The 21,710-nt window shown below is 48.7% G+C and carries 19 protein-coding genes; 7 read left to right on the top strand and 12 right to left on the bottom strand.

The window, feature by feature from the left end; translation table 11 throughout:
- Positions 1 to 10 precede the first annotated feature (10 nt).
- The 5 genes from ACQY33_RS07200 to ACQY33_RS07180 all read left to right on the top strand — a co-directional run bounded on the left by ACQY33_RS07200 (position 11) and on the right by ACQY33_RS07180 (position 5,228).
- Entirely contained in the window at positions 11 to 280 is a 270-nt protein-coding gene (locus tag ACQY33_RS07200; RefSeq protein WP_428075364.1) for an HPr family phosphocarrier protein, read from the top strand.
- A gap of 10 nt (positions 281 to 290) precedes the next feature.
- Complete coding sequence (ptsP, locus tag ACQY33_RS07195; RefSeq protein ID WP_428075362.1) at positions 291 to 2,030, top strand: phosphoenolpyruvate--protein phosphotransferase; 1,740 nt, start codon at positions 291 to 293, stop codon at positions 2,028 to 2,030.
- Positions 2,017 to 3,846 carry a translation elongation factor 4 gene (gene lepA, locus ACQY33_RS07190; protein WP_428075360.1) on the top strand — a complete coding sequence of 610 codons (1,830 nt, stop codon included), beginning with the start codon at positions 2,017 to 2,019 and terminating at the stop codon, positions 3,844 to 3,846. Before ptsP ends, lepA begins: the two co-directional genes overlap by 14 nt.
- Positions 3,847 to 3,941: 95 nt before the next feature.
- A complete protein-coding gene (locus ACQY33_RS07185) occupies positions 3,942 to 4,808 on the top strand; it encodes a bifunctional 5,10-methylenetetrahydrofolate dehydrogenase/5,10-methenyltetrahydrofolate cyclohydrolase (protein ID WP_428075358.1) in 867 nt (288 codons plus the stop codon).
- A gap of 9 nt (positions 4,809 to 4,817) precedes the next feature.
- Positions 4,818 to 5,228 carry a hypothetical protein gene (locus ACQY33_RS07180; protein WP_428075356.1) on the top strand — a complete coding sequence of 137 codons (411 nt, stop codon included), beginning with the start codon at positions 4,818 to 4,820 and terminating at the stop codon, positions 5,226 to 5,228.
- A gap of 84 nt (positions 5,229 to 5,312) precedes the next feature.
- Here the strand turns inward: ACQY33_RS07180 and ACQY33_RS07175 are convergent, their stop codons facing one another.
- The 11 genes from ACQY33_RS07175 to ACQY33_RS07125 all read right to left on the bottom strand — a co-directional run bounded on the left by ACQY33_RS07175 (position 5,313) and on the right by ACQY33_RS07125 (position 16,221).
- Positions 5,313 to 6,017 carry a glycerophosphodiester phosphodiesterase gene (locus ACQY33_RS07175; protein WP_428075354.1) on the bottom strand — a complete coding sequence of 235 codons (705 nt, stop codon included), beginning with the start codon at positions 6,015 to 6,017 and terminating at the stop codon, positions 5,313 to 5,315.
- Between the two features lie 81 nt (positions 6,018 to 6,098).
- Positions 6,099 to 6,551 carry a large conductance mechanosensitive channel protein MscL gene (gene mscL / locus ACQY33_RS07170; protein ID WP_428075398.1) on the bottom strand — a complete coding sequence of 151 codons (453 nt, stop codon included), beginning with the start codon at positions 6,549 to 6,551 and terminating at the stop codon, positions 6,099 to 6,101.
- A 4-nt stretch (positions 6,552 to 6,555) separates the two neighbouring features.
- Complete coding sequence (locus ACQY33_RS07165) at positions 6,556 to 7,281, bottom strand: coenzyme F420-0:L-glutamate ligase (RefSeq protein ID WP_428075352.1); 726 nt, start codon at positions 7,279 to 7,281, stop codon at positions 6,556 to 6,558.
- Positions 7,278 to 8,381 (bottom strand): radical SAM family heme chaperone HemW, encoded by a 1,104-nt coding sequence (gene hemW, locus ACQY33_RS07160; RefSeq protein WP_428075350.1) that lies wholly within the window; start codon positions 8,379 to 8,381, stop codon positions 7,278 to 7,280. Before hemW ends, ACQY33_RS07165 begins: the two co-directional genes overlap by 4 nt.
- Positions 8,381 to 9,499, bottom strand: coding sequence for a peptide chain release factor 2 (gene prfB, locus ACQY33_RS07155; protein WP_428075348.1), 1,119 nt, complete (start codon positions 9,497 to 9,499; stop codon positions 8,381 to 8,383). Before prfB ends, hemW begins: the two co-directional genes overlap by 1 nt.
- A complete protein-coding gene (gene lnt / locus ACQY33_RS07150; protein ID WP_428075346.1) occupies positions 9,492 to 11,111 on the bottom strand; it encodes an apolipoprotein N-acyltransferase in 1,620 nt (539 codons plus the stop codon). Before lnt ends, prfB begins: the two co-directional genes overlap by 8 nt.
- A gap of 8 nt (positions 11,112 to 11,119) precedes the next feature.
- Positions 11,120 to 11,572 carry a hypothetical protein gene (locus tag ACQY33_RS07145; RefSeq protein WP_428075344.1) on the bottom strand — a complete coding sequence of 151 codons (453 nt, stop codon included), beginning with the start codon at positions 11,570 to 11,572 and terminating at the stop codon, positions 11,120 to 11,122.
- Positions 11,569 to 14,157: a preprotein translocase subunit SecA gene (secA, locus tag ACQY33_RS07140; RefSeq protein WP_428075343.1), complete on the bottom strand. Its 2,589-nt coding sequence runs from the start codon at positions 14,155 to 14,157 to the stop codon at positions 11,569 to 11,571. The genes ACQY33_RS07145 and secA overlap by 4 nt, the downstream gene beginning before the upstream one ends.
- A 107-nt stretch (positions 14,158 to 14,264) precedes the next feature.
- Positions 14,265 to 14,984: a hypothetical protein gene (locus ACQY33_RS07135; protein ID WP_428075341.1), complete on the bottom strand. Its 720-nt coding sequence runs from the start codon at positions 14,982 to 14,984 to the stop codon at positions 14,265 to 14,267.
- Positions 14,985 to 15,113: 129 nt separating this feature from the next.
- Positions 15,114 to 15,587 (bottom strand): hypothetical protein, encoded by a 474-nt coding sequence (locus tag ACQY33_RS07130; protein WP_428075339.1) that lies wholly within the window; start codon positions 15,585 to 15,587, stop codon positions 15,114 to 15,116.
- A gap of 166 nt (positions 15,588 to 15,753) precedes the next feature.
- On the bottom strand, positions 15,754 to 16,221 hold the full coding sequence (locus ACQY33_RS07125) for an SH3 domain-containing protein (protein ID WP_428075337.1): 468 nt from the start codon (positions 16,219 to 16,221) through the stop codon (positions 15,754 to 15,756).
- Between the two features lie 163 nt (positions 16,222 to 16,384).
- Between ACQY33_RS07125 and ACQY33_RS07120 the strand changes: the two genes are divergently transcribed.
- Both ACQY33_RS07120 and ACQY33_RS07115 read left to right on the top strand, forming a co-directional pair.
- Positions 16,385 to 16,609, top strand: coding sequence for a NifU family protein (locus ACQY33_RS07120; RefSeq protein ID WP_428038738.1), 225 nt, complete (start codon positions 16,385 to 16,387; stop codon positions 16,607 to 16,609).
- A 4-nt stretch (positions 16,610 to 16,613) separates the two neighbouring features.
- Positions 16,614 to 17,429: a PHP domain-containing protein gene (locus tag ACQY33_RS07115; protein WP_428075335.1), complete on the top strand. Its 816-nt coding sequence runs from the start codon at positions 16,614 to 16,616 to the stop codon at positions 17,427 to 17,429.
- A 37-nt stretch (positions 17,430 to 17,466) separates the two neighbouring features.
- On the opposite strand, the gene ACQY33_RS07110 is transcribed toward ACQY33_RS07115, so the two are convergent.
- Positions 17,467 to 21,546 (bottom strand): hypothetical protein, encoded by a 4,080-nt coding sequence (locus tag ACQY33_RS07110; protein ID WP_428075333.1) that lies wholly within the window; start codon positions 21,544 to 21,546, stop codon positions 17,467 to 17,469.
- Positions 21,547 to 21,710 lie beyond the last annotated feature (164 nt).

Here is a 21,710-nt window from a genome sequence, read left to right as displayed (position 1 = left end):
GGTAAAACAGGTGATAAAAAAAGACATCAAAATTTCCAATCGGCTGGGGCTGCACGCCAGGCCGGCGGCTATGATTGCCCAAAAAGCCGGGGAATTTTCTTGTGAAGTAAAAATAGCTAAAGACGACGTGGAAGTAAACGCCAAAAGCATTATGGGCGTTATGATGCTGGCGGCGGAATACGGCTCGTCCGTCCGTTTAACCACGGACGGGGAAGACGAACGCCAAGCGGCAGAAGCCATTGCCGAACTTTTTAACAATAAATTTAACGAAGATTTCTAAAGGGGAAAACATGTTTGTATTAAAAGGGGTGGGCGCAAGCCCCGGTGTGGCTATCGGCCCGGCGGTGATACTGCCGGGGGATTCGTTTGCCGTCACCCGCCAATACATAGACCCAACCGAAGTAAAAGCGGAACTTTCCAAAATGAAAACCGCCATGGATAAAACCATGCGCGAGCTGGACAGCTGTGAAAAGAAAGTTCTGGCCACTTTGGGGCAGGAATACGCCCAGCTGATGTCCACCCATAAGCTGATTTTGCAAGACCCCAGCCTGTATGATTCCGTACGCAAAAAAATAAAAGACGAACACCTAAGCGCGCAAGCCGCCGTATTTTTAACCTTGCAGGAATTAGCCGCCAGTTTTGAAAAAATAGAAGACCCTTTTTTTAAAGAACGCCGCAACGACGTATTTGACGTAGGCAAGCGCCTGGCTAAAAATTTAGAGGCTGACAAAGGCGAATTTTTGGCCTCTATCAAAAAACCGTCCGTTTTAATAGCGCATACGCTCTATCCGTCAGACACCATTAACCTGCAGGAAAACCAGGTGCTGGGGTTCTGCACGGACGTAGGCGGAAAAACCAGCCACACGGCCATTTTAGCCCAAAGCCTTAAAATGCCGGCGGTGGTGGGGCTCTCCAGCGCGGCCAAACAGGTTCAAAAAGACGACACTGTCATTGTAGACGGGGACAACGGCCTCTTGATTATCAACCCGGACCGCTACACCCTGGCCAATTACAAAAAGATACAAAAAGAAAATAAAAAAGCGGAAGCTCTGTTAAAAACCATTAACCATTTGCCTGTTATCACGCAGGACGGACACCCGCTAAAACTTTTTGTAAATTATGACCCCCGCACCGACACCAAAGAAAACAAAAAATTAATTACGGACGGGCTGGGCCTGCTGCGTACGGAATTTTTATTTATGAATACCCCCACCCCACCCAGCGAGGAAGACCAGCACCGCATGTATCTGTCCGTAGCCAAACGCTTTGACATGCGCCCCGCCACCATCCGCCTGGCGGACTTAGGCGGGGACAAAATGCCCCAGTTTCCGCTGGACGAATTTGACCAAGAACAAAACCCATTTATGGGCTGCCGCGGGGTACGGCTGCTGCTTAAAAACCCGGAACTTCTGCATACGCAGCTGCGCGCCATCTTGCGCACCGCGTGCGAAGTGCCCGCCCAAATACGCATTATGATACCCATGGTATCAAGCGTAGAAGAGGTTCGCCACGTAAGAAGCGCCTTTAACCAGGCCCTGCAAGAGCTGGAAAAAGAAGGTAAAAAACCCGTTAACAAAGTGGCGCTGGGCGCCATGATAGAAGTTCCCGCCGCCGCCATGGCGCTGGACGGGATGATTGGTTTCTTGGATTTTATTTCCATAGGCACTAACGACTTGATACAATATTTAATAGCGGTAGACCGCGTCAACCAGGAAGTGGCCCATATGTATGACCCGTGCCACCCGGCCGTGATCCGCACGTTAAACCTCATTATCCAAACCGCGCACAAACGCGGCAAGAAAGCAAGCATTTGCGGAGAGTTAGCCTCAGACGCTAAAATGCTGCCGCTTTTACTGGGGTTGGAAATAGACGCCCTTTCCGTTACCCCGCGTATGTTTTTACGCGTTAAAAACAATATACGCAATTTAAATTTTGAAATCTGCTCCGACATGGCCCAAGCGGCGTTGCTGATGGGAAGTTCGGACGAGATACGCAGTTTAATAGAGCAAAACAAAGATGAAGATTCGTAATTTTTCCATAGTTGCCCACATAGACCACGGCAAAACCACCCTTTCTGACCGTATTTTGGAAGACACCGGCACCGTACCCAAGCGCAAAATGCAAGCCCAACTGTTAGACGGTATGGACTTAGAGCGTGAACGCGGCATTACCATTAAAGCCAAAGCGGTGCGCATTAAATACAAAGATTACATTTTAAATTTAATTGACACCCCCGGCCATGTGGATTTTTCTTATGAGGTGGCCCGCTCGCTGCGCGCGTGTGAGGGCGTTCTGCTTCTGGTGGACGCTTCCCAAGGGGTAGAAGCGCAAACGGTGGCACACGCCCATTTGGCTAAAAAGTTGGGGTTGACCATTATCCCGGTAATGAACAAGGTGGATTTGTCCCAATCGGACGCGGACTCCTCCGAAGAACAACTGTGGGATATTCTGGGCGAGCCGATAGAGGCCGAACGCGTCAGCGCAAAAACCGGCCTGGGCATTGAGCACCTGCTGGACCGCATTATTACCGATATTCCCGCCCCGTCCGGGGACGCAAACGCCCCCCTGCGCGCGCTTATTTTTGATTCTTTTTACGACCCGTTCCGCGGCGTTATCATGTATGTGCGCTTGGTGGACGGCAGCGTAAAACCGGGCCAAACCATACGCTTTATGTCTTCCGGCGCTTCTTACAAAGTGGAAGAGCTGGGTTTTATGACGCCCAAACAGTTGCACAAAGGCGAAAGACTAAGCGCGGGCGAAGTAGGCTATTTGGTAGCCGGCATTAAAGACATTCACCAAGTAAAAGTGGGCGACACCGTTACCCTGGCCGAACGCCCGGCCCAAACCCCGCTGCCCGGGTATGAAGACGCCAAACCTGTAGTGTTTGCCAGCATTTTCCCGGTGGAAACGACGGACTTTCCCCTCCTGCGCACCGCGCTGGAAAAATTAAATTTGTCGGACTCTTCTTTCCACTACCAAAGCGAAACTTCCAAAGCGCTGGGGTTTGGTTTTCGCTTGGGGTTTATGGGCATTTTGCATATAGAAATTGTAAAAGAACGCCTGGAGCGGGAGTTTAATTTATCTTTAATCGCCACCGCGCCCAACGTGGTGTATCACGTTAAATTCACCCCGCGCAAAACGCACCCGCAGGAACTTTCCGCCTTGCCGGACGCGCCGGACGACCCGGGCTATAAAATTATAGACAACCCAGCCAACTTCCCGCCGTACGGGGATATTTTAGACATTAAAGAGCCCGTCATTCACATTACCATCGTTACCCCGGTGGAATTTATGGACGGAGTCATGACCCTGTTAAAAGAAAAACGCGGCGTGTTTATGAATTTAGACCACCTTTCCAACCAGCGCGTGATCGTAAAATATGAAATGCCCATGGGGGAGATGGTTATAGATTTTTACAACAAACTAAAATCCGTTTCCAAGGGGTACGCTTCTTTTGACTATGAGGTAGCCGGTTTCCGAAGTGCAAATGTGGTACTGATGGAAATTTTGCTTCACGGTACGCCGGTGGACGCTTTGTCCGTAGTGGTTCATAAAGACAAAGCGCAAACCTTGGGCCGCGCCTTGTGCGCCAAGCTGAAAGAATTAATCGGCCGCCAGCAGTTTGAAGTGGCCGTGCAAGCCGCCGTAAACGGCAAAATAGTGGCCCGGGAAACCATACCCGCGTTCCGAAAAGACGTAATTGCCAAATGTTACGGCGGAGACATCACCCGTAAACGCAAACTCTTGGAAAAACAAAAAGAAGGCAAAAAGCGCATGAAGTCCATCGGCAGTTTAAACATTCCGCAGGAAGCGTTTGTTTCCATGTTGAAAATAAGTGAGGAATGACCCCTGTTGCTTTTCAGACTAGGCGCCGCACGGAGAATAACTCCGTGCGGCGCTTTTTATAGAGCACACTTGAAATTTGCTAAAATAGAATATATATGATTTTAGAAGGGAAAACTCTTGCCGCACAAATACGCCAAAACCTGCCGCAGCGCGCGCAGGAAGTGCAACAAAAACTGGGCCGCCCGATAAGCCTTTACGCTTACGGCTGCGCGGACGATTACGCCGCTTACGTTTACTTAAACAAAGAGGTGCAGGCCGCGCGCAAAACCGGCGTACAGGCGCAAGTATTTCCTTTATCCCGCGCTACCCCGGCCGCCCAATTTTTGGAAATGCTTTCCCAGGCTTCCCAAAACCCGCAGGTAGACGCTATCCTTATCGCCCGCCCGTTGCCGGAGCATCTGGCCGCCAGCGGTTATGAACGCGTGCTGGCCCCGCAAAAAGATGTGGACGGCATGTCCTACGTTAACATGGGCAATTTATTTTTATGCAAAACGTGGCAGGACGTAGAACGCCTGCCCGGCTTTGTTCCCTGCACGGCCATGGCGGTCATCCGCTTGCTTAACTACCACGGCATAGACCCGCAGGGTATGGAAGCGGCCGTCATCGGCCGTTCCCCCACCGTGGGCCGCCCGCTGGCGCATTTATTAACCTGCAAAAACGCCACGGTAAAAATTTGCCACACCAAAACCGCTGATTTAAAAAAAGCCTTGCAAAACGAACAACTCATCTGCTGCGCGGCAGGGCAGCCCAACTTATTAACGGCAGATATGGCCCAGCCCGGCGCCGTGATTATAGACATTGCCACCAATGTTACCCCGGCAGGCGGTTTATGCGGGGACGCGCAAACCGCGCTTTTGTTGGAAAAAGGCTGCCCCGTTTCCCCCGTTCCGGGCGGAGTGGGGCCGGTAACTCTTGCATGTCTGCTGGAAAACATTATATTATCAGGTGAGAGGAAAGCATAAGGAGAGCCCATGAAAACATTGTTCAAATTAACCGTTTTTTTACTTTGCGCCGGCTTGCTGGCCGCATGCACCAGCAATCAACGCAAAGCCCAATATAACCGTAAAATTTATTTAACGGAAGAGGACTACCTGGCCGATCTTTCCCCGGAAGCCCAAAAAGCGCGAAGAGAAGCGCCTCCGGTGGTGGAGTCGGAATATATATTCAATTTGGAACCTTCCCCGGATGAAAAAAATATTTACTTTTACGATGACCGCCAACAGCCGCAAGTTCCCGGCGTACCCAATGACGGAGATTATAAAAAAGAAAAACGCCTGTGGCAGAAACCCAAACGCTATTCGCCCGAACAATATTACGGCATGGCGGCCCCGGCGGAAGAAGCCGCACCGATGGAAGATGTGGGAGCCGACGAATATTATTAATAACAAAAACCCGGTTTTAACAAACCGGGTTTTTTATATACTCTTCACCTTAGCGCAAAAACATTTTTGCCAACAAAGTAAACATTATTTCTTTTTTACAAAAAGGTCCACCCGGTCCGTAAAAATCCCGTCCACCCCCTGGGCCTGCAATTCCCGGGCGTGCTCCGGGTCATTTACCGTATACACAAACACTTTTAACCCATGCGCATGGCAGGAGGAAATAATTGGGGGAGTAATGCGGGTTTGGTTCATATGTACGCTGTACGCCCCCAGCGCAAGGGTTTTAGACAGGTCAAATTGGCGGCACAAATGCCCTATTTTAATGTTTTTATGCAAATCCCTTACCCGCGCAAGGGTTTCATAATCAAAACTGGAAATAAGCAGTTTTGGAAAAGATTCTGGGGCGTACAATTCCAAATTTCTTAAAAGTACGCGCTCTATGCCGGGGTAACGGTTGCCGTCGTTCTTAATTTCTATATTTAAAATTTGCAGGTCTTCCTGAATAACGGGCAGCAAGTCACGCAAAGTGGGTACTTGGCAAATGTCCGCGGAAAAACGGTTGATAAGCGGGTATTTGTGCAGCTGCGCCAAAGACAAGTCTTTAATTTGTACGTCCACCCCTGTGGTATCTTTTAAAGAATAATCATGGTGGATAACAGTCCATTGGTCTTTGGTTAAATGCACGTCCAGCTCGTACGCTGTGGCTCCCAATTCCCGCGCCAAAGCAAACGCGCAGAGAGAATTTTGCGGCCTAAGCCCGCTGGCCCCGCGGTGTGCAAAGTAAATCATACTATTTTAGTGTAAAAAAATATCATACCCCTTGGCAAGAAAACAGATTAAAAACCCTCCGTTTTAAACGGAGGGTAAAATTTATTTTAAAGAAGAAGTACAATGCCCGCAGCGGGTGGCTTCCAGCGGGATTTCCATACAGCAATAAGGGCATTTTTTGGTGGTGGGAGCCTCGGCCGGGGTTTCTTTGAGCGCGTTTAGCTTATTAATCAGCTTTATCAGCATAAAAATACACAGCGCCACAATTAAAAAGCTAATCACCGCATTGAGCAGATTGCCAATATTTAACGTGGTGGCCCCAGCCGCCTGCGCGGCGGATAACGATTCGTAAGGCGCCGGGGTGGAAGCCCCCGGTTTAAGCACAATAAACCAGTTGGAAAAATCCACCTTCCCCATCAACAACCCCAAGGGCGGCATTAAAATATCAGACACCATGGAATTAACTATCTTGGTGAACGCCGCGCCGATAATGATACCAACAGACATATCAATCACATTGCCGCGCATGACAAACTTTTTAAATTCCGCCAATATGTTTTTAATCATTTTTCTCTCCTTGGCTAATTAATCCCGCCGCCCTAAAAAGCGGGGTATATAAATCGTCCTGCACCGGATAGGAAATCTCCCGGGGGTTTATTTCATCGCTAAACGTTACGGGAGCCTGCTCAATTACGCATAGGGGGGTTTGTTCGTCGGCTTCCCCCATGCACAAAGCCGCGGCAGAGGCCAAGCTGTCCGCCGCGTTTACCAGCGTAACGGCCAATTTTTTCCCATAAATATCCGGCTTTCCGCGCAAATCCCGCACGCCTTTAAACCCCGCATAGCCCACCGCCCCCGCCACCACGCCGGCACGCAGGGGCAAAATCATGCTGTCGGTAATCAGCACGCCCAGGTTTTTTATGCCGTAAACAGTTTGCAGACGGGCGCGCAAATCCGCCGCCGCGCGGTAACAGTCTTTAGGCAGCAAAAGCAGTTTGCCCTGCGCGTTGGATTCGTCCACCCCGGCGTTTGTCATCACCATGCCGGCTTTAATAGTCAGCCAAGCCAAAGGCGTTTTTAAAGCGGCGCTGCTTTCCTTCTTAATAAGCGCTTCTTTTTGGGCGGCGTTCTGATAAGGAACGCTTAACCCCAACCATAAACACACCAGCTTGGAAGCCACCGCCAAAACGGTGTTTTCCTCCAAAGAGGGAATGTAGTCTTTAATAAATAAAGGCAAATCCGCATTCTCTTTAAACACATGGGTGTGAACAGCGGTTAATTTCATGCGTCCTCAAAGGGGGCTACAAAACTATAAAACACTTCATTAGCTAAAAACAGCCCCTCAAAAGTTAATTTTATTGTATTATTTTTTTGCGCCAGCAACCCGTTTTGAATATGTTTGTCAATTTCTTTCCCAAAAGCCCGCCACATGGATTTAGAAGGGGTAAAACCGTCCAATTGCCTAAGCCCCAGCATGAGGCTTTCCCCCAGTTTGGCTTTGCCCTCCAAGGTTTCTTCAAACACAACAGCGCATTCCCCCCGGTTTATTTTTTGAATGTACTCCGCTATGTTTGCCGTGTTTTGGCTGCGCCGCCCGTTTAAGTAAGAAGCCGCCGCCGCGCCCAATCCCACGTATTCCCCGTTTTGCCAATAATGCGTGTTATGCTGCGCGCGGCAGCCGGGAAGGGCAAAGTTGGAAATTTCATAATGCTCAAACCCCGCGGCACACAAACGGCGGTGGGTCTGTTCCAACATGCGGCGCATAAGAAGCTGGTCACACAATACGCCGCGCTCAAAAAACGGGGTACCCTCCTCTATCTGCAGCCCATAAACGGAAATATGCTGCGGGCGCAAGGAAAGCACTCCCGCAAGGCCCGCCAAAAAACTTTCCAGCGTTTGGCCGGGCAGGCCGGCAATTAAATCTATATTTATATTGGTAAAGCCCGCTTGCCGGGCGGCATGATACGCTTTTAAAAAATCTTCCCGGCTGTGAATGCGCCCCAGTGTTTTCAATTCTTCATTATGCCAGCTTTGCAGCCCCATGCTAAGGCGATTTACCCCCGCCGCTTTTAAAACGGTTAGTTTTTGCGGGGTGAGGCTTTCCGGGTTGGCCTCGCAGGTAACTTCCCGCAAAGCAGAAAACGGGCCGGTTATCCGGGCCAGCAAATCACACAGGGTTTGCAGTTGCGCAGCGCTTAGCAGACTGGGAGTTCCTCCTCCTATGTAAAGCGTTTGGAAAGCGCGCCCGGAGTATAAAGAAGCCTCTTTCTCCAAGGCGGCCAAATACGCGGGAATAAGCGCCTCTTGCCCGGGGTAGGAGGCAAAATCACAATAATTGCATTTCTGGCGGCAAAAAGGGATGTGAACGTAAAGGCCCGTGGTCATTATTTTTTTAATGCCGCCTGTTGGTTAAGATAGGCAAAAATGAACGGGTCCAAATCACCGTCCATCACGGCGTTTACCTGGGAAGTTTCATAATCCGTGCGTAAGTCTTTCACCAGCTGGTACGGCATAAACACATAAGAGCGGATTTGGTGCCCCCAGGCGATTTCGCCTTTTTGCCCGTAGCGTTTTTCGGCCTCGCTGCGTTTTTTATCCATTTCCAGTTCATACAGTTTGGCCTTTAACATCTTCATGGCGGTTTGGCGGTTTTGCAGCTGGCTGCGTTCTATGCGGCAGGAAACCACTATCCCCGTGGGAATATGCAGCAGCCGCACGGCGCTTTCCACCTTGTTTACGTTTTGCCCGCCGTGGCCGCCGGCGCGGCTGGTTTCCAGCTGGATGTCTTTCTCCGGTATTTCTATATTGATGTTTTCATCAATATCGGGCAATACGTCGCACGAAGCAAAAGAAGTATGGCGGCGGCTGTTGGCGTCAAACGGGGACACGCGCACCAAGCGGTGCACGCCGTTTTCCCCTTTTAAATAGCCATAAGCGAAAGGGCCTTCTATAATGGCGCTGACGGTTTTAAGACCGGCTTCGTCGCCGGGTTGGGAATCGGTTACAAACACTTTAAAGCCGTGCTGTTCCGCCCAGCGCGTATACATACGAAACAACATCTGCGCCCAATCGCACGATTCCGTTCCGCCGGCACCGGCGTGAATGGTTAAAATGGCGTTTAGTTTGTCATTGGGTTCCGAAAGGGTTATTTCACTTTCTTTGCGCTCCATCTGCTTTTCCGTGTCCGCCAAAGAAGCGTATAAGTTTTGCAGTTCGGCCGCGTCTTGCATTTCTTTGCACAAATCGTACCAGGCGCGCGCATCAGCCACTTGTTTGGCTAATTGCTGGTAAGAAGATACGGCTGTTTTAAGTCCGTCCAGCTGGCGTGTAAGCGCTTGGGCGGTTTGGTTGTCGTTCCAAAAATCCGGCTCCGCGGTGCGTTTTTCCAAGGAGGCTATTTCCTGCGTTTTGGCAGGCACATTCACAATGGCGCCGATTTTGCCCAAGCGCTCTTCTAAAGAAGCTATTTTGGTGTCTACATCAGTAAATTCAATATTATTCATAAGCGAAAACAAAAGTGGAAATTAACAAAGTAAAATAAAATACGGCACACAGCCAGGCGAACCAATCCCCCCATTGGGTATAAAAATTCTTGGCATCATGGATAGGCAAGGCGGCTCCACCGCGCAAAATGGCGCGGGTATTAAGCGGAGCGGTTTGCAAAACACGGCCAAAACGGTCAATAATGGCGGAAATGCCCGTATTGGCGGAACGCAGCACCGGGCGGCCTGTTTCCACCGCGCGCAAAGCGTTTACCGCCAAATGCTGGTAAGGAGCGTCTGAATCAAAAAACCATGCATCATTGGTAACGTTAACAAACACTTTGGCGCCGGCCCGGTTCTGCCGCAGCCATAACTGCGGGAAAATGGATTCATAACACACGGTTAGACCTATGGGCACGCTGGAAACCTGCGCAAGCGGTTGATTGGGCAAACCGGGGGTAAAAGAGCCCAGCTCCCCCAATACTTCTACATCGGAGGCAATTTTGCGCACCCAATTTTCCATGGGGATATACTCCCCAAACGGAACTAATTTTATCTTGCGGTACTCTTGCAAATCCTCCGCAAACGGCGATAAAACATAAGCCCCCACATATTGTTTACCATTCTCTTCTATATTAGAACCCACCGCTTGAAAAACCCCCGCGTCCACTGAAATCTGGTCAAACAAACTAAAATACGGCTCCTGCGTGAGCATACCCGGCACCGCGCTTTCCGGCCAAACAGCCAGCATGGCGCCGCTGTCTTTCAGCTGGGCCCCCATATCCTGCAAAGTAGCCAGAATTTCCGCTTCAAACTGGGGAGACCACTTTTTATACTGGTCAATATTCGGCTGCATCACAGCCGCCTGCATGCTGAGCAAGGCTTTGTGTTCCGGACGGCTAAGTTTCCAATTTCCATAGCCGCACACGCCCCCAAACAACAACCCGGCCGCTAAAATTTGAAATACTCCCCCTTTAAAACCGGCTTTTGCGCTAAAGGCATAACCTACGCTTACCCCGGTAAACGCCAAGGCAAAACTAACGCCGTATACGCCGGTTAAAGAAGCTATTTGAATAGCGTGCGGGAAATTCCACTGGGAATACCCTAACATAAACCACGGGAAACCCAGCCCATAAAAAGCAATGGTTTGATGAAGCCACTCAAGCGCCACCCAGGCGCAAGCCGCCAAAACAGGAAATAAAAATTTTAATTTTTTAAGAAAGAAACAGCTTGTTCCCCAAAAAGCAAACTGAAGCCCTATCAGGGCCGATAACCCCAGCCATGCCCCGTAAGACTGCGCGGCGCTCATGCCTCCACCCTCATAACAGGTACGAAACACCCACCAAAAAATACCGCCGTAAAGCAACACGGCGGTAAACCAGGAATAAATAAAAGCGCCCCACAATTTTTTAACGCGCACCACACCCATAATAAAAGGCGCCAGCGCCACCCAACCCAATGCATAGTGAGACACGCGGGGATAACTGCATTTAACCAATACCGCCGTGGCCGCCGCGCATAGGATCAAAAAGATAACCCGGCAGCTTGCTTTGCCAAACGCCGCCGCGCGCCCTTTAAAAGAAGGCTTGTTTTGCGAAGGCTCGGCCAAGAATTTACGGCGAAACAAAGGCATACCTCTCCTTAATAAATAATCTTGCAAGTTTTATTGCGGCATACCGCGCGGGCGGAAGGGCTGCATTCTTTTTCCGTAGAAGGAGCCCCTTCCGGGCAGGCTTTTGCCATTACATTGCCCAAGCTTTGGGTAAACTCCAACGAACGGGACGCATTAATGGCCACCACGCCTTTAGGGCCTATTAAACAGCCGCAAGGGTCTTTATCCACAATAATACAATCGCTGTCCTCCTGGCAGGCATAATTAGCCGCGCGCGCTTTGGCTACACGGCGGGCGCGTTCTTGGGCTTCTTGCTCCGCCACTTGACGCTGGTAATCTTCTTTATTGGCGATAATTTCTTCGCTGGACAGGGCGGGCATGTCCGCCTCTATCGTACTGCGGCGGGCAAGAAACATAGGGATGGACGCAATAATGCCCAATGCGCACAACAACAACAAAATTTGTTTGATTTTATTCATCATGCTTGTTTGGCTCCACAGCATTTTTTATATTTTTTACCGCTGCCACAGGGGCACGGGTCATTGCGGCCTATTTTATGGGCCGGGCCTTCCTGTTGGCCGGAAGCGTTTTCCTGCCGGCGCACAGGCTGCGCCTCCCGCCGGGGCGGAAGCTGTATGCGGAAAATGTAGCCCACCATCAAATCCCGCACGCGGTTCATCATGGCGCAGTATAATTTGTAGGCTTCTTTCTGATACTCAATAAGTGGGTCTTTCTGCGCATAACCGCGCAGGCTGACGCTGTTTTGCAGCTGGTCCAGCTCATACAAATTTTGTTTCCAAGCGCTGTCTAAAATTTGCAGCAAAAGCATACGCTCTATTTCCGCAAAATTCAGCCCTTGCTCGGCAAAATAAGCAACGCGCGCGTGGTACAACTCTTTCACCTGGGAGAATATTTCCTCCGCCAGCGCGTCGCGCGTTTTGCCGGAAACATTATCTATATTATAATTAAAATTCACGGGGAAAAGGGATTTTAACGCCACGTTTAACGCGTCAAAATTACTTTTTGCCGCATGGGTGGGGTGATAGTACGCTTCCACCAAATCATAGATGCATTCTTCCATCATTTGCAAGGCTTTTTCGGTCATGTCCTGCCCATCCAAAATGGCGTTGCGCAGGCCATATACCGCGGTACGCTGCTGGTTCATGACTTTATCATAGTCCAAAAGCTGTTTGCGGATATCAAAGTTGCGGCCTTCCACCATGCGCTGGGCGCCTTCAATTTGGCGGGTCATTAGGCGGGATTCTATCGCCTCCCCTTCTTTCATGCCCATAGCGCTTAAAATAGATGAAATTTTTGCCGTATTGGCAAATAAACGCATTAATTCGTCTTCCAGTGATACATAAAAGCGGGAGCAGCCCGGGTCTCCCTGGCGGGCACAGCGGCCGCGCAGCTGGTTATCAATGCGGCGGCTTTCATGGCGCTCGCTGCCGATGACGTGCAAACCGCCGTGTTCTTTCACTTCTTGCTGTTCTTTGGGATCTGCCGGGTTGCCGCCCAATACAATATCCGTACCGCGGCCCGCCATATTGGTGGCAATGGTTACCGCCCCTTTGCGCCCGGCTTGGCTGATGATTTGGGCTTCCATCTCGTGGTATTTGGCGTTTAAGACTTTATGCGGAATCCCTTTGCCGCGCAGCATGGCGGACAATTTTTCGGATTTTTCAATAGAGCGCGTACCCACCAATACCGGGGCGCCCTGTTTCCATAAATCTTCCACCTCGCGCACAATGGCGTTAAATTTCTCGCGTTCCGTTAAAAAGACTTGGTCCGGGTAATCAATACGCTGGGAAGGACGGTTGGGGCGGATTTCCACCACGTCTAACTTGTAAATCTGCCAGAACTCATTGGCTTCCGTCATGGCGGTGCCTGTCATACCGGAAAGCTTTTTATACAGTTTAAAGAAGTTTTGGAAGGTAATGGTAGCCAAGGTTTGGTTTTCTTCTTTAATTTGCAGCCCTTCTTTGGCTTCCACAGCCTGGTGCAAGCCGTCGCTCCAGCGCCGGCCGGGCATTAAGCGGCCGGTAAATTCGTCCACAATAATTACTTCCCCGTCTTTTACCACATAGGCCACGTCCCGTTCATACAAATGGTGGGCCCGCAAAGCCTGGGTAATGTGATGCACCCAACCTGCTCCCACATCATCATATAAATTGGGGACGTTTAAAAAGCGTTCCGCCTTGGCAATACCCGTTTCCGTAAGGGTGGCGGTGTGGTTTTTTTCGTCCACAATGGCGTCATATCCTTCTTCCAGCTTGGTGCCTTCGTATTTGGCTTTTACTTCGTCTTTTTCCGTAATCAAACGTACTTTTAAAGAGGGCACCAGGCGGTTTACAATATAGTATTTATCGGTGCTTTGTTCGGACGGACCGGAAATAATAAGCGGGGTGCGGGCTTCGTCTATTAAAATAGAGTCCACTTCGTCCACAATACAATAATTGAGCGGGCGAAGAACGCGGTCCTCACGGGAAATCACCATATTGTCACGCAAATAATCAAATCCCAGTTCATTATTGGTTACATAGGTGATGTCTTTGGCGTACATTTCCCGGCGTTCGTCATTGTTCATGTCGTGACCGATAAAACCCACCGTAAGGCCTAAAAACTCATGAATAGGGCCCATCCATTGGCGGTCGCGGCGGGCAAGGTAGTCGTTCACCGTAACCACATGCACCCCTTTGCCTGTTAACGCGTTTAAATAAGAGGGCAGAACCGCCACCAGCGTTTTACCTTCCCCGGTGCCCATTTCGGCAATTTTACCTTGATGCAGCACAATGCCGCCCAAAAGCTGCACGTCATACGGGCGAAGGCCTATCACGCGCTGGGCGGCCAAGCGCACCACGGCAAAAGCCTCGGACAGGATATCATCCAGGGTTTCGCCTTTGGCTAAACGGTCTTTAAATTCTTGTGTTTTGGCTTTTAATTCATCGTCCGTCAGGCTGGAAAATTCCTGCGTAAAACGGTTGGCCGCATCTATATAATGCTGAATTTTTTTGAGGTCTCTCTCGCTTTTTGTTCCAAAAACTTTATCAATTACGGTTCTAATCATGTTATGCTTCCTTGTTTGCAAATTTAAATAATATTAAAAAGGGTTTTAAGATACAGCAAAACGCCCCCTCCCGCCAAAGCGGGAAGAAGGCGTTTTAAAAAGAAAGATCATTTGCCGACAGGCTTTTTGTTTTTTGCTTTTACTTCTAAATTTTTGGAAGATTTCGCTTTTTGAGCCTCTTCTTTAGCCGCCTTGGTGGCGCTGGCAACCTGGGAAGAAGCTTCCGCTTTCAAATCAGCGAAATACACCTCGCTGGCGGAACGCACTTTATTTTTGGCGTCTTTTTTAAGCTGTTTAATTTCCGCTTTTAATTCTTTAATGCGGTCGTTTTCTTTTTCTATTTGCGCGTTGCGTTCTTTTTTGTCTAAAGATTTATCTTTCTTTAACGCCTTAATACGGGCTTTGCACAGTTTTATTTCTTCATTGCGTATATCCAACGTTTGGGCGTGAATATCTTCAAAAACGGACAATAAATCCGCTTGGGTGGTAGTTTCCAAAGCGGCTAAATCAATATTGGAAACTTCCTGCAAAGCCAAACCGTTTTCATAGGTTTTTGCAATGATAAACAAACGGAGAGAGTTATCAAAATTTTTCACCAAAGCAATCAATTCAGCTTCTGACTGTTCCGTTTTTTCCTTTTGGTAAGAGGCCGCCAAATTTTGCAAAATTTCATTATATTGGGCATTGATTTTAGCCTTTTCCAAAACGGCCGGATTATATTGGGCAAAAACAGCCAATACTTCTTCCTGCGTGTATTTTTGACTGTCTTGGGCGTATAGGCTGGAAGCCGCGGCCAATACAGCCAGCAAAAGCAAACATCTCTTCATATAAAACCCTCCTTTGCTAAATAATAAACCCCTATATCTGTTATTGTGCTATTTCTGAGGCTTTTCGTCAAGAGAAAAATAAAGGCATAAAAAACCCCGCTTAACGCGGGGTTTTACGCTCAAGAAAACTTACCGGGCCGCCGTGCGGAAGAAGTTCCCGCGGGTGGAGCCTTTGGCCAAACGGGGCATACCCGTCATTTTATCAGCCTGAACAATAATGTTCTTGGCATTGGGTTTAATTAAATTTTCAGAAGAACCAAAAATATCGCCTTCCTTTAATACGCCCAGCTGACCATGGTTATTAATTTGCACTTCCAATTTTAAATTGCCTTCCAGTTCCGGGGCCAATAAATCTTCTTCCCCCATATGAAAGGCTAACGGAAATTTAGGGTTTACCACTCTTTTAATGGCTACAGGAACATCCGCCTCGTTCTTTACAATAATAGAACAAGAGTTATTGTTCGCCTGGGCCACTTTGACCAATCTGTCCGGTACATTTACCGTGCCGGTAATATTAAAACGGCCTTCCTGCACGGTTCTGGCCAAGCAGAACACACACGCTATAACACTGGCTGCCGCAGCAGCTATTAATATCTTTTTCATAATTTTATTTTACCCTTTTTAAGCCCGGCCTTTCAAGCCGGTGTGACAAGCTATTACTTATATCTTAATCCTGAATTATTAAATTTCAACTAATTTTTAGTCCAAAAACCGGGGTTACCCTCTAACGGCGAAGATAACCCCTTATAAAAGGTTTTAAAGCAATGTCTTATTGCTTAAAAAAGCCCCACAGGTTTTGGGCGTATACCCAGCCTTTGCAAACGCCTTCGCTCTTATTGGCCGGGTCGTCCTCCACTTCAATCCAGGAACCTTTTTTGGACAAATATTTAAAAGGATATCCTTTTTCTACCGTGCAGACGATTTCATTGCTTACGCCGGGACCTTTGCGCACGTTCAAATCTACCGTGGCGGCCATAGCCCCTCTGGGGCTTAATAAAGAAGCGGAAATCCACCCGTTAAATCCTTCAAAATCTTTTACCAAAACCCAGTCTTTGGTTTCGTTGGTTTTAATCATAATGACAGGCGTGTATTTCCACGCATACCATTTTACCGCACAATTCGTGCCCGGGCAAGAACGGATATTGGCTTTTTTAGCGTTTACGCTGGCATATTTTTGCGCAAACACGGGGGCACACGCTAATAAAAACATTACGAATACGGATGCGATTTTCTTCATATTCTCTCCTTCTTTATTCATCATCCTAAATTCTATTTCAAAAATTTTCTGCTACACCACAAGTATAGCAAATATTTCTATGATTTTTGCAATATTTTAACCAGTCCCGCCTTTTTGCCAAAAAAGCTATAATAGAAGTACCTATTTATTATATGGAGTTTTTATGAAAGAACAAGTGGAAAAAGTAATTGAGGAAATCCGCCCCATTTTACAGTCCGACGGGGGAGACATTCAGCTAATCGGCGTAGACGAAAAAACCGGCATCGTTACGGTAGGCCTGCGCGGACGCTGCGGCGGCTGCCCGCACGCGCAAATGACGCTGCAAGCGGTGGTGGAACGCAAAATTAAGGCAGAAGTTCCCGGAGTAACCGCCGTAGAACGCGTTTAACGGCATGCCTAAAGCGGATTTACATACCCATTCCGTGTTTTCTGACGGGACCACCTCCCCCAAAGAGGTGGTTATTGCCGCCCAAAAAGCCGGGGTGGGTATTTTTGCTTTGGCAGATCATGACACCGTAAACGGCGTACCCCAAGCCCAAGCCGAATGTGAAGCCCGCCACATTCCGTTTGTACCGGCGGTAGAAATAAGCACCCGGGAACACGACCACCTGCATTTTTTGGGGCTGAATGTAGATATTCACAATACGCGTTTTTTAGAATTTTTGGAAAACAACCGCCGCCTGCGGGTAGCGCGCATTAAAAAAATTATCGCTCAGCTGCAAGCCGCCAGGGTAAATTTAACAGAGAAAGACGTATTCTCCCGCGCGCCCAATACGGTGTCCCGCGCCCACGTGGCGGACGCTTTAAAACAAAAAGGGATTGTTCCCACCCGGCAGGAAGGCTTTCGCCGGTGGCTGGTTCCGGGGCAGGCGGGATACGTACCTTCCGCCGGGGTTACCGTGTTAGAAGCCATACGGGAAATTAAACACGCGGGAGGGTTGGCTGTCATCGCCCACCCGGGCATGGTGATGGAAGTGTGGAATTTTCCGGCATGGAAGGAAGCCGGGCTGGACGGCATAGAAGTTTTCTATCCCGCCCATACATATACCATGAAGCAAGAGCTGCTGAAAATAGCCCGCAAATACGATTTGTTTGCCACCGGAGGGTCTGACTACCACGGCCCCAGCAGCGGGCGCAATTCTACGCCGGGGATGGCTGTTGCGCAGCCGCATTATGACCGGCTTATTTCCAAATTATTAAAAAGATAACCCGGTGCGGGGCTTTTGGCCCCGGTAAAGTAAAGGGCTATTCCGTTAAAGGGTCTTCATATACTTCCGCTTCCTCTTCAGGAGAAGCGGTTTTTTCTTTTAGTTTGTCATAATCCCCGCGGGAAATTTGTTGCCCAAAATGGATTAAGTACCCCAAAAAACTCCCTATCAGCAAGAACGCCGCGCTGCCATACGCCCCTAAAATATCCAACATAAGGCCGAAACTGACCGTAAACATGGCGCTAAAGAAAGAGGAAAAGGACAGCAAGGCGGACATTTCATTGGAAATTTCACGCGTTTTGTCTGAAGGGAAAGAAGTAAGTATGGGAGCAAAATTGGTCAATCCCAATGCGCTGGCTATCACACCCGCCACCTGCGCCTGCCACCACGGCGTATTGATAAGAGCCAGCCCCGCCAAACTAAGCCAACCGCTGCCCTGCAGCAGTTTGCCGGGATTAAGCGCTTTAAAGCGATAATGACCCGTTTGCATTCCCTGTCCTAAGAAAGTACCAGCCATTCTGCCAAATATAATGGGCAGGGTAAATAAGACAAAAGAGGGAACAACCCAGCTCTCGCTTCCTAACGAAATGCCAAAAGGCAGATGCCACAACATATCCGGGTTGGAAAAATGCTCTTTCATTAAATCATTCACAAACAGCGCCAGTGTGCCCATATTGGCCCCATGCAAAATGTTAGCGTATACGCTTTTGCGAACCAGCTTGGAACGGGCATTTTTGCCGGAAAAAATCTTCCATATGCTTTTAAAATTTACCTGGTATTTATGCTTGGCCTGCTGTACGCTTTGCAGGGTTTGTTCTTTTAAACGGAATTTGTTGTAAATAATAAAACTAAGCGCGCTGATAGCCATATACACGGGGAAAAACGCCGTCCAGTCCGCCCCGGCCACACACAGAAAAAGCGGCGGGAGCAAGTAGTTCATAGAGTTGCCAAACACCTGCTTAAATACCGCCAGCGTACCCACGTTGCGCTGGTAATTGCCTTTTTTGGAAGCCGCCAGCAAAGTGGGTTTTAAAGATACGTCCAAAAAAGCCCCCCCGGTGCCCAACAGCAAGAAACTGGCCGCCAGCGCCCAGCGCTTTAAAGTGGTGGGGTCCCCCAGTTGCCCGTCCAGCCCGGCCAAATAAGGAAGCAAAAACGCGCTGATCATGGCCAACATGCCAATATTAGACATGGCGCGGCGGCTGAACTTGCTTTGCAGTATGCCAATGGGCAAAGACAAAAGGCCAATGGTCAGAGAGCCGATATTGCCCAGCAAAAACATTTCAAAATTACTCATTTGAAAGGGCCCTTCCGCAAAGTTGGCCACTATGGTGGAAACATTGTTCATCCCCAACAGCACATACATTAAAAACATGGGCCAAATTTTACTGTTGGCTAACAACAATCCTTCCCCTATTTTCTTTAAAGTTAAAGCGGAAGCTTTTAAACGTCCATCCGCGCGGTAAAATTTTAAATCGTCCCGAATAACTACCTGCTTATAAGTTTTAGCTTGGTCTTGTTTGTCTTGTACGGAACGGTATTTACGCAGAATCATTTCCCCGCTGGGCAAAATAAAAACCTCTTGAAGAGGTTTTAATTGAGCTTTATTTTGAGATATTGGCACCGATAGTTGGGCTAATGTTTCCCCCCGCCGGCTTTTTATCGGCACACGGGCGAGAGGGCCGTCCTCTGCGGAAGAGGCTCCCGCCGACGGCCCTTCCCCTTTGTTTTGATTGTCGTCTTTTTTCCCAAAAAGTTTTTGAACTTCATAAGTAATAAATTTTGCTAATGTAGAGTCTTGCATCATAGAGGCTGTCATCACCAAAGAAAGGCCTAAACACACCCCGGCATAGATTAAATCCAAATTGGGGAGCAAAGCGGTCATATACGCCGCTGGGAAAGTAGCTATACCGGCGATAGCCATGGTTAAAGCCAAGATAACGGAAATTTCCCGCTGTAATTTGGGCTGTTTCTGCATGATGAAATCATACATTTGGGTAAAGAAGTTCCCTACGCCCAAGCTGGCCACCACCGCGCCAACAATAGTGGGGATTAAATTACCCACGTTGGCAATCATAATGCCAGTGCCAATGGCGGACAAGGCCGAACACAAGATATACATGCTGCCGCTGCTCATGCGTTTGCCTATCACATTGCCGCCTAAACGCCCCACAATAAACGGTAAATACAAAGATAAGGCCACCAGGAAGTTTGCGTAAGCACCGTCAGGTATCAAGGTGTTTATGCTGGCTGCAAAAGAGCTGGATAAAATAAATTCATGCACGGTAGCCAGCGTCATGGCAATGGAGATGGTTTTTACTCCTTTGGCTTTTGCAAACACCTTCCATACATTGGCGGTGCTGTTTTCCAAATTGGTAAAATCAAGTTTTACTTGGTCCATGATTTGCTGCAACTGCCCGTCCTCAAAAGCGCCGCTGGCGGCAAGGGTTTCTTCCAAATTTTGTAAGGTTTGTTGCTTTACCTCTGCAAACACGGCTTTCGTCTTTAAACGGCCGTTCAATTTCACGTGCGCTTGAACCAAGGCATCTACCGCATCTTTAAGCTTGCGGGATACTTCTTCCGTAGCTTCTTTAAATTCGTTAGAACCGACAGGAAGGGCAACGATTTCTTCAAACGCTTTTGCCGTTTTCTCTATTCCGGAAGACAAGGCGCGTTGGCTTTGTTCTAAGTTTTTAACAGAATAGGCATCACGCAAGTTGGCGCGAATCACGCGCGCCGTAACCCAGCCGCTGTAAAGAGCATAGATAGGAAAGCTGATAGAATAGTCCAGCCCCAAGTCTACCCCAAACAATTGGGAAGCGCCCCAATTAAACAAGTACGGGGAGGCCAAAAACGCCAAGGTGCCGGTATTTTTGTATACAAAGCTTAAATTATACAGAAACACGTCTTTTAAGCTTAAATCAGACTTTTTGGTAAAGAATTCTTTGATACGCGCGCCCACTTGTTTTAAATCCATTTGCGCAGCAGCTTTTAACTCCGCCGCGGTAGGGGCTTTTGCTTTAGGAGTCGTTACCACTACCTCACCGCGGTTGGCGCGGATAAGCATATTGCAAACCAACTGTTTTAAAATGCTAGAAGCGCTCATCAAAATCAAGCCAGACACAAACAGTACCCGGTCAAACGGGGAAACTTCGCTTTGTTCCACAAAGCCGTAAAACCCAGCTGCGGCAGCCAGCAGCCCTGCCGCGGCAGACATAATCAAGGAAATCGTTAATAATTTCTTTTCTCCATACTTTTTAAGAACCGGATGCAGCAAAGAGGCAAAACCAGGCAACACATAGTTAATCATAAACATTAATGTGCTGGCGTCAGCTACGCTCATACCCAATTGGGTTTTGGCGATAGGAGCCATCGTTTTACCTAAGCTGACGTTAGTCAAAGATACGTCTCTGACGATTAAGTTCGCTTTGTTTTGAGTGGAAAAAACAGAAATATTAAAAGTTTCTTTACTGTTTTTAAGCACCGTCACCAACTGGCCAATTTGGTGTTTGGGAATACGCACATAGAAATTGCTTAAAGCGCGGGCAGCGCCTTTCCCTTGGCGCAAAACGCCCAAGTGGCCTTTTCTGTCCAAAATCAGTTTATCATCAGCGCGCAATAAACCGGCAGGCAAATTCACCTCTACCGGGAGTCTGTGCTGCCCATTGGAAGAATACAAAGGCACCACAACCGTTTTGTGCGCAATATTGGGGGCGGACTCTAATTTAATTTTAAGGGTAACGCCGGAGCGGCTGACTTCTGATACCAAGCGGGACAGCTGGCCCGGGCGAAGCTTCATAAAGAAATGGGACATGATTTTAGGGGTTTTGTCACTATCGCGCAGCTGAGCAATATTATCCGCGGTAAAAGCGATGCGGTTGTACCCTTCTACTTTAAAGCCTTTATCAATAGTAACGTTTACGGGCAGGATATTTTCCCAACCTTCTTCATCTATAAACGTCATTTTAAATCCGTGTTCTGTATCAGCATTGAATTCAGAATCTTCAATTTCCCCCGCAACTCCGCGCCCATAATGGGAAGTAAGCAACCGAGAGTCCCTCGCAGGTACAAATTTAACCTGGTGGCGGAACAACCGGTTCCACCAGTGGTCCTTCATATTCCAATCTGTACCCATTGCAAAGGCGCGGTTTTGTTTTAAATCTATGGCAACGTTCGCCGCATTCCCCGCTTCCGCCGCACCCAATACCCGCGGCGTTATGCTGGCTGTCTTGCCCACAACCGCGGGCGTTTCCGACGCACGCAAGCCCATACTCGCCAGCG

Origin of the sequence: Candidatus Avelusimicrobium aviculae (assembly GCF_949292495.1) — a bacterium.
GTDB classification, from domain to species: Bacteria; Elusimicrobiota; Elusimicrobia; order Elusimicrobiales; family Elusimicrobiaceae; genus Avelusimicrobium; species Avelusimicrobium aviculae.
This window is presented reverse-complemented; position numbering and strand designations above follow the sequence as displayed.

Bases quoted from the DNA above. Each gene is read 5' to 3' on its own strand.
- ptsP (WP_428075362.1), top strand. From the start codon at position 291: ATGTTTGTATTAAAAGGGGTGGGCGCAAGCCCCGGTGTGGCTATCGGC.
- lepA (WP_428075360.1), top strand. From the start codon at position 2,017: ATGAAGATTCGTAATTTTTCCATAGTTGCCCACATAGACCACGGCAAA.
- ACQY33_RS07185 (WP_428075358.1), top strand. From the start codon at position 3,942: ATGATTTTAGAAGGGAAAACTCTTGCCGCACAAATACGCCAAAACCTG.
- ACQY33_RS07180 (WP_428075356.1), top strand. From the start codon at position 4,818: ATGAAAACATTGTTCAAATTAACCGTTTTTTTACTTTGCGCCGGCTTG.
- ACQY33_RS07175 (WP_428075354.1), bottom strand. From the start codon at position 6,017: ATGATTTACTTTGCACACCGCGGGGCCAGCGGGCTTAGGCCGCAAAAT.
- ACQY33_RS07165 (WP_428075352.1), bottom strand. From the start codon at position 7,281: ATGAAATTAACCGCTGTTCACACCCATGTGTTTAAAGAGAATGCGGAT.
- hemW (WP_428075350.1), bottom strand. From the start codon at position 8,381: ATGACCACGGGCCTTTACGTTCACATCCCTTTTTGCCGCCAGAAATGC.
- prfB (WP_428075348.1), bottom strand. From the start codon at position 9,499: ATGAATAATATTGAATTTACTGATGTAGACACCAAAATAGCTTCTTTA.
- lnt (WP_428075346.1), bottom strand. From the start codon at position 11,111: ATGCCTTTGTTTCGCCGTAAATTCTTGGCCGAGCCTTCGCAAAACAAG.
- ACQY33_RS07145 (WP_428075344.1), bottom strand. From the start codon at position 11,572: ATGATGAATAAAATCAAACAAATTTTGTTGTTGTTGTGCGCATTGGGC.
- secA (WP_428075343.1), bottom strand. From the start codon at position 14,157: ATGATTAGAACCGTAATTGATAAAGTTTTTGGAACAAAAAGCGAGAGA.
- ACQY33_RS07135 (WP_428075341.1), bottom strand. From the start codon at position 14,984: ATGAAGAGATGTTTGCTTTTGCTGGCTGTATTGGCCGCGGCTTCCAGC.
- ACQY33_RS07130 (WP_428075339.1), bottom strand. From the start codon at position 15,587: ATGAAAAAGATATTAATAGCTGCTGCGGCAGCCAGTGTTATAGCGTGT.
- ACQY33_RS07125 (WP_428075337.1), bottom strand. From the start codon at position 16,221: ATGAAGAAAATCGCATCCGTATTCGTAATGTTTTTATTAGCGTGTGCC.
- ACQY33_RS07120 (WP_428038738.1), top strand. From the start codon at position 16,385: ATGAAAGAACAAGTGGAAAAAGTAATTGAGGAAATCCGCCCCATTTTA.
- ACQY33_RS07115 (WP_428075335.1), top strand. From the start codon at position 16,614: ATGCCTAAAGCGGATTTACATACCCATTCCGTGTTTTCTGACGGGACC.
- ACQY33_RS07110 (WP_428075333.1), bottom strand. From the start codon at position 21,546: ATGAAGGACCACTGGTGGAACCGGTTGTTCCGCCACCAGGTTAAATTT.